Annotated in this window: 11 protein-coding genes and 1 pseudogene; 1 reads left to right on the forward strand and 11 read right to left on the reverse strand. The window is 64.8% G+C overall.

Annotated elements, in window-relative coordinates; translation table 11 throughout:
• Window positions 1-88: 88 nt before the first annotated feature.
• From AC0L2U_RS18310 to AC0L2U_RS18360, 11 genes and pseudogenes are all read right to left on the reverse strand, one after another.
• Window positions 89-844 carry a lytic transglycosylase domain-containing protein gene (locus AC0L2U_RS18310; RefSeq protein ID WP_473602394.1) on the reverse strand — a complete coding sequence of 252 codons (756 nt, stop codon included), beginning with the start codon at window positions 842-844 and terminating at the stop codon, window positions 89-91.
• A 3-nt stretch (window positions 845-847) separates the two neighbouring features.
• Window positions 848-1,195, reverse strand: coding sequence for a DUF736 domain-containing protein (locus AC0L2U_RS18315; protein ID WP_473602395.1), 348 nt, complete (start codon window positions 1,193-1,195; stop codon window positions 848-850).
• Between the two features lie 34 nt (window positions 1,196-1,229).
• Entirely contained in the window at window positions 1,230-1,787 is a 558-nt protein-coding gene (locus AC0L2U_RS18320; RefSeq protein ID WP_473602396.1) for a S26 family signal peptidase, read from the reverse strand.
• The gene (locus AC0L2U_RS18325) at window positions 1,784-2,272 is read right to left on the reverse strand and encodes a DUF2840 domain-containing protein (RefSeq protein ID WP_473602443.1); all 489 of its coding nucleotides are present in this window, start codon (window positions 2,270-2,272) and stop codon (window positions 1,784-1,786) included. Before AC0L2U_RS18325 ends, AC0L2U_RS18320 begins: the two co-directional genes overlap by 4 nt.
• 26 nt (window positions 2,273-2,298) lie before the next feature.
• Entirely contained in the window at window positions 2,299-2,550 is a 252-nt protein-coding gene (locus AC0L2U_RS18330) for a ribbon-helix-helix protein (RefSeq protein ID WP_473602397.1), read from the reverse strand.
• Window positions 2,547-3,200 carry a ParA family partition ATPase gene (gene parA / locus AC0L2U_RS18335; RefSeq protein WP_473602398.1) on the reverse strand — a complete coding sequence of 218 codons (654 nt, stop codon included), beginning with the start codon at window positions 3,198-3,200 and terminating at the stop codon, window positions 2,547-2,549. Before parA ends, AC0L2U_RS18330 begins: the two co-directional genes overlap by 4 nt.
• The gene (locus tag AC0L2U_RS18340; protein ID WP_473602399.1) at window positions 3,197-4,252 is read right to left on the reverse strand and encodes a replication initiator protein A; all 1,056 of its coding nucleotides are present in this window, start codon (window positions 4,250-4,252) and stop codon (window positions 3,197-3,199) included. Before AC0L2U_RS18340 ends, parA begins: the two co-directional genes overlap by 4 nt.
• 11 nt (window positions 4,253-4,263) lie before the next feature.
• Window positions 4,264-4,518 carry a helix-turn-helix transcriptional regulator gene (locus AC0L2U_RS18345; RefSeq protein ID WP_473602400.1) on the reverse strand — a complete coding sequence of 85 codons (255 nt, stop codon included), beginning with the start codon at window positions 4,516-4,518 and terminating at the stop codon, window positions 4,264-4,266.
• A 137-nt stretch (window positions 4,519-4,655) separates the two neighbouring features.
• The gene (locus tag AC0L2U_RS18350; RefSeq protein WP_473602401.1) at window positions 4,656-5,195 is read right to left on the reverse strand and encodes a DUF2285 domain-containing protein; all 540 of its coding nucleotides are present in this window, start codon (window positions 5,193-5,195) and stop codon (window positions 4,656-4,658) included.
• 49 nt (window positions 5,196-5,244) lie between these two features.
• Window positions 5,245-5,532: pseudogene (locus AC0L2U_RS18355) on the reverse strand (transcriptional regulator domain-containing protein); the annotation flags it as partial.
• Window positions 5,519-5,782 carry a DNA -binding domain-containing protein gene (locus AC0L2U_RS18360; RefSeq protein ID WP_473602402.1) on the reverse strand — a complete coding sequence of 88 codons (264 nt, stop codon included), beginning with the start codon at window positions 5,780-5,782 and terminating at the stop codon, window positions 5,519-5,521. The pseudogene AC0L2U_RS18355 and the gene AC0L2U_RS18360, both read right to left, overlap by 14 nt.
• Before the next feature lie 318 nt (window positions 5,783-6,100).
• Here AC0L2U_RS18360 and AC0L2U_RS18365 point away from each other — a divergent pair, with 318 nt between their 5' ends.
• A complete protein-coding gene (locus AC0L2U_RS18365) occupies window positions 6,101-6,358 on the forward strand; it encodes a helix-turn-helix domain-containing protein (RefSeq protein WP_473602403.1) in 258 nt (85 codons plus the stop codon).
• Window positions 6,359-6,374 lie beyond the last annotated feature (16 nt).

Below are 6,374 nucleotides of genomic sequence, written 5' to 3' on the forward strand. Positions count from 1 at the left end.
CCGGTTGCTGCTGTGGGTAACCACCTGCGCACCCTCCAAACTGCGCGGCGGTTCCCGGCGATGCGAAAGGGCAGCCCGGCGCTCATGGCTAGGAATTCCCGCCTGATCTGGCGACGAAAATGCCGTCGGAAGGTGGTGGCTTTGCATCATCACCGTGCTGCGGCTCCGCCGTCGCCTCTCCGTCAGTTTGACCGTCACGCTGCAGTGAATCGGCAGGGGAGACGCCACTGGCCGGCACGATAAAGAGCGGTGCGTCGCGCCAATCGGCAAGCCGTGGCGTAGTGTCTGTCCTCTCAGGCAACGGGCTACCGCCGAGCAGCGGAGCGAGCTTGCCGACATAGTCGCGGGTCTCGGCCGGGAGCGGGCGACCGGTCGAGAGATACTCGTCGTAGCGACCTGGACCCGCATTGTAAGCCCCGAGCATGGCGCCGACACTGCCGTAGCGATCGAGCATCTCGCGTAGATAGGCCGTGCCGGCGAGGATATTATCGCGCGGATCGAATGGATCGTCGCCGAACCGGTGGCGGACGCGCAGCTCTGCCCAGGTGTCGGGCATGACCTGCATCAATCCCATCGCTCCGGCGTCGGAGATAGCGCGAACGTCCTGCGCACTCTCGGCATCGAGGATGGCGCGTATCCATGCCTCGGGGATACGAAAGCGTTGCGATGCCTCCGCAATATGCGCGGCGAAACGGCGAGCGGCCGCCGGCTGAACGACCAACTCATCCTGCGCCAGCAAGGCGGCTGGGGGTGAGATGACCGGAAGGCCGGAAAGGAGAAGGAAGGCGACACGACAACAGATGCCCTGCCGCCGAGTGGCGCGCGCAATACGGTTTATGGGCATCGGTCAGTCCAGCGGCTTGTCCAGATTGTAATTCTTCTTCTGCCTCGTCCAATGCAGGCCCCAGTCGCGGCCGTTCTCGTCCGACTGGAAAAGGCGGGCGCGGATTGGCTGCACGAACGAGGGATCGTCGAGGATGACGGAAATGTAGGCGCCGGCGCGATCGCCGGTCTGGAGCCAGCCCGCGCCGATCTCGATGCCGTCTTCGTCGCCGAGGCGGATGCGGTAGTCCGGCGCGTTCTCGATATTGGCATTGTCGACGGGGACGAAGACAATGGCGAGGTCGAGCGAGAGCGTGCGGACACGCCCCGAGTAGCCGGCCTGCGTGCGCGTGAACTGACCGATCTGTGCCATGGGAATCTCCTTTTTCTGGCGGTGGGAAGTGAGGTCACGGCGCGTCGGCTGGATCGGCGAGGTGCCAGTGAAAGCGGCCGTCGCCCTCGGCGTCGGTCCAGACCGGAAGCGCGCGTGCGACGATGGTGGTGATGGGGAGCGGGCCGAAATAGCGGCCGTCGAGGCTGTCGGGCATGTCCCAGTTCATTAGGAAGATCTCGCCGTGGGCGAGCCTCCGGCAGCCTTGCCAAGAGGGCAGGGGACGGCCGAGGGTGTCCTTCTCGTGCGCCTCGCCATAGGCGTGGTCAAACGCGAACACTGTTGCGCCGCGGCGGCAGACAGTGGCGCCGGCGAGTGACAGTACGCGCTTGATCAGCGGCACCCCACGAGCGAGATAGCCGCGTCCGGCTAGAAACGCGGCCAGCGGCTCGGGCGGCGTGACGACGACGTAGTCGCCGATATCGAGGCGCTCGACCAGTGCAAGCCGATAGAGCCCGATCGGCACGCTGGGGGACGCGTTCCAAATGAAGGCAGGGGCGTAGCCTAGCCAGGCCGGCGCCGCGACGAGCGTGGCGGCGGCGAGCATTGTCGTGATGATCGCGCGCCGGCTCATTGCTCCACCTGCCGACGCTTGAGCCATGCTGCGTGCCGGTCGACGTCATAGTCGCGCGGCTCAAGGCCGGCAGTGATGCGGTGGCTTATGTGACGCCAGTGGTCGGTGACGACGTCGCAGGCATCGATACCGAGCGCCTCGATCGCATCGATGATCTCGAGCACTCGGGCGACCTTCGGCCAGCCCTCGACCTTGAGCAGGATGTCACCGCCGGGCCTGACGAAAGGCAGCGTCTGGAACGGTTCGCCGCGGTTGATCGTCCGCACGATGTCGATGCGCGACAGCACGGTGCCGTAGTCATTGGCCGCCCAACGGACGAAGGCGAAGGTGCTGCCGGGCCGGAAGCCGACGAGACGGCGATGCCGATCGAGAACTTGTTCGTGGGTCTGCCGACCGAACCTTATCCAGTATTCGATCCGCTTCTCACGCCAGGTCAGTTCGACCAGCGTAGTAAAGGGCGGTGGGCCGTCGACGGTCGCCCGCATGCTCAGTGGTAGGGAGGAGGGCTGGGTCATCTGGCGCCTCCGTCGTCGGCAGGAAACTCGCGGGCAAGCAGTTCGCGCAGCATGTCGGCGACAGTCGTGCCGCGATGGAAGGCGGCGACCTTGATGCGGCCTCGCAGTTCGGGCGTGACGTCGATTGTCAGTCGCGCGGTGAAGCCGGAGGCGGCGGCGCCTCGCGGCGACTCAACCGCGGACTTGATCCAGCGATCAGGGTCGCCGGGACGGGATGCGAATCCGTGCTTGGCGGTCCGGCCGGTCATGGCGCGACCGGCCCGATGCGCAGGCGATCGATCTCGGCCACCAGTGCTGCGATCTCCCGTGCTGCGGGGGTGTCGTCGTCCATCTCGCCAGCGAGCCGACCGGATTGCGCGGCCACAGCGAAAACCACGCGCTGGCCGACGGTCGCCGAGAGGACGGGCGGATCGTGATCTGCGAGCGTCTCGGCAGTTTCGCGAGCGATCAGGGTACGGGCGCCACAGCGGTTGAGGACGAACCGCGCGGCGAGCTGAGGGCGATAGATGCGCGCTTCGTTTAGAAGCGCCAGCATCTCGGCAGAGGCCCATCCGTCGAACGGCGACGGCTGAACCGGGATCAACACGAGGTCGGCGGCGAGCAACGCCGAACGCATGAGCCCGGCAACACGCGGCGGTCCGTCGATGACGACATGATCGGCATCGCGGGCCAGTTCGGGCGCCTCGCGATGCAGCGTGTCGCGGGCAAGGCCGACGACACCGAACAGGCGCGGGGCACCGTCGCGGCTGCGCTGCTGCGACCAGTCGAGCGCCGAGCCTTGCGGGTCGGCATCGACCAGGGTGACGCGCCTGCCGCGGCGTGCCCATTCTCCCGCGAGATGCAGCGCCAGCGTCGTCTTGCCGACGCCGCCCTTCTGGTTGAGGAGGGCGACGATCATCGGCCGTTCCTCCGGCGGGAGGGACCGGAAGTGGACGGGTTATCCCCGGAACGCGCTTCCAAATAGTAAGAGTTAGATTCTTCTTTAGAGTCTTTACGGGAGCGATTCCGGTCGTTGGGCCAAGGACTTAAATGAGGTTCCTGCGCCTGAAGTACAGATAGGTTTGCGCCTGATGTACGGATACCGGATGCGCCTGATGTACGGATATCCGGCGAAGTTGCGCACAGCTTTTCCACAGGGCTGATGTGGACAAGTTCGGGACGGCCCGAACGGTGTTCCATGGCGAGCAAATAGCCGGGGAGCGGCTGGCGTCGTGCGATGGCGCGGATGTCGATTGCGAAGTCCGAATAGCGCGCAAGAGATCCGCTCTTGGCATGGAGATGGTGCAATTCGAAGCGCCAGCCGGCGGCTTGGCGACCGGCGTGCTTGCGAGCGATGCGATAGAGCCAGCGCTCGATACCGCCGGTCAGTGCGAAGTAATCTGGATCGATGGCAAGGACCAGGCGGCGGTCGATGATGCCCTGGTAGAGCCATTCGGGCAGGACGAATTCCATTCCCTCGACGCGGCCGCTACGCGTCGCGAGTTCCTCCCATTCGTTGATCCACGAGAATTGCTGGCGCCGCCAATGCTCGCCCTGGCGGATCGTCGTCCGGATCACGGTCGACTGGAGGCGGGTGAGTGCGCCCTTGATGAGGAAGTAGCTGCGGGCACCGGTGGTGCGCCCGATGGCATTGAGGAGTTGATAGGGTGTGAAGCGGAAGAAGCGCGAGGTGGGGAGGCCGCGGTCCTGCGCGGCCAGAATCTGGCTTGCCGCCCAGATCAGCACGTCTGCATCCCAGATCGTAGCCATGCCATGCTCGGCGACGGCATAGACCTGCAGCTCGATGTCGCCGGCCTTGTAATGGATTGGTGCGACCCGGCGGGATTTGGAGAGGGAGAAGAAGGGGTGAGCCATCAGATCGCGCTGGTCGCGTGGCGGCACGTCGCCGCTCAATGCGTCGAAGGGATCGAGATGGGCGCGTTCGCTGCGTTGGTACGGTGATGCGGTCATCGGATCACCGCTCAGCGTGCTTGGAGGCGGCGGGCTGGATGGACGGTGCCGACGCCAGGATCGGAGGTGGACGTCTTGGTGCCGCGGTCGGCCCAGGCCTGCAGATCCTCGAGCGCATAGACGACGCGGCCGCCGAGCTTTCGATAAGCGGGCCCGGTTCCATACGTTCGGTGCTTTTCGAGGGTCCGGTCAGAGAGGCCGAGGAAACGCGCAGCCTCGGGTGTCCTGAGGTAGCGCGGCGGCATGCCGGCGGGATTGGAAGTCATGGTCGGGCCTCCGGGGCTTCATTGAGACCGCCGGATGCTGGCGGCGGATGACGACCACGGTGGCGAAGACTGTTGGGCTGGGGGATGAGGAAGTTTGAAGGGCGAAGTTCCTCACCCCTCAACGCACCGCGCTTGGGCTATTCCTTGCGACGATGATGCAGAAGGTGACGATACCCGCCCGCGATCATGGCTTGGCCGTCCTTGACCAAGCCGATGACGCTCGCCCGCACGGTGGAGGTCTTCCACGGCTCGGAGGCTACTCTGTCACGGCCGAAGATAACGGTGGCGATTTCGCGATAGCTGGCACCGCTCCTGCGGCCGTCGGTTGCCTGGAGCATGTACCGGTGCCGCCGCTTCTGCTGCGGTGTCAGCCGTCGGTCGTCAGGAACGGTCCGCCCCCGCAAAGCGCGCAAAAGCCGTTCGAGTGCTTCGATCCTGTCGGCACCGTGAGCGTCAAGCGGCACGAGTGCAGCGAGAGGCGCCCCGGTCGGGACACCGGGGAGCCGCACCAGCCGAACGGTCTGGCTGCCGGTCTTGAGGAGGAAGTGCACGCCTTGCTCGTCCGCGCGCGGCAAGGTCTCGCGCAACTCGACAGAGAGGTTCCCGGCCGCCGGCACAATGGCTGGCGCGTGCGTGAGCAGTACGGCGCTCGTATCGGCCTCGACCGACCAGAACACCGGACCCTCGCCAGCATTCAACGACGGCGGGACGAAAAAACTGCAGGCCCCATTTCCGATGGAGCTGATGCTTCAGGGAAGGACTGTCGGCGCTTGCGTAGTCCTGCTGGTAATCGGGATTGCGCCTGAGCCATTCCCAGGCAAGGTCGGGAGGGTCGAGGGAGTCCAGAAAGTCGTATGCTTCCGAAGTCCTCCAACGGGATGTGTCGGCCGTCATCGTGCTCCTCGTTGCCGAAACGTGGGGCGGACAGCGTTTATCAAACCTGATGTCTTGGGAAGAGTTTAAGGAAGCACCGAGTGATGTCCCGCGCGCATCGCGTGGGCTAGTCGTGCCCATCGCGGAGGAGCTGACGGTAGCCGTGTTCCGTCATCCAGCGTGCCCGAGCAAGGTGGCTGTCGTGGACGCGCCGGGCGCGTTCGGGCTCGGCATCCGGATCGACGCCGAAAATCACCGTAACGGCCTCGCGCCAATCGGCGCCGTCGGCCGCAGCATCGAGAACGCGCATATAGACCTTCATGTGCGACCGGTCATAGTCCGTCAGTTCGGTGCTGTCCGGTGGAGCGTCGAAGAATTCAGCTGACGCCATCTGTGTACTTCCCCCCCTTGAAACGGATCTATATCGGTCTTCGCCGGGCTTGTAAGCATGATCAATGCGCCAGCCAGGCAGAAGGGTGTCACGCGTCGACTCGAGTGCGCGGTACGTCGGCGCAATCGAGCGCGCGAACAAACCCGCGAGCGTCACAATTCTTGGCCGGTTTGCTGAGGCCCTGGGTGTAGACCCCGCGGTGCTTATCAAGCGCCTGGGAGACTGATCTCGATCCGTGCTTAGGCCGGTAGGCATGAACATCATGTTGTAGAAAATACTCCGTGGCAGAATTCTCTACAAGGCCGTGTCCTCGGTCTCATGGAGATACGAGAGATACTGGCACACAATCTGAGGACGCAACGGCGGGCGAAGGGGCTGTCGCAAGAGGAACTCGCGCATCGTGCCGGCATTGATAGAACCTATATCAGCTCGCTGGAACGTAGCGTCTATGCGGCAGGGATCGACGTCGTGGACAGCCTCGCCAAAGTGCTCGGTGTGGAAGCGTCTGACCTGTTGAAACGGCCGGACTCTAGCGCGAAAAAGCGCGGTCCTTCGACCCGTGGCGGAGCCACGTGAAACCCCCGCCCGGGCC

Source organism: Mesorhizobium sp. WSM4808 (genome assembly GCF_055811675.1).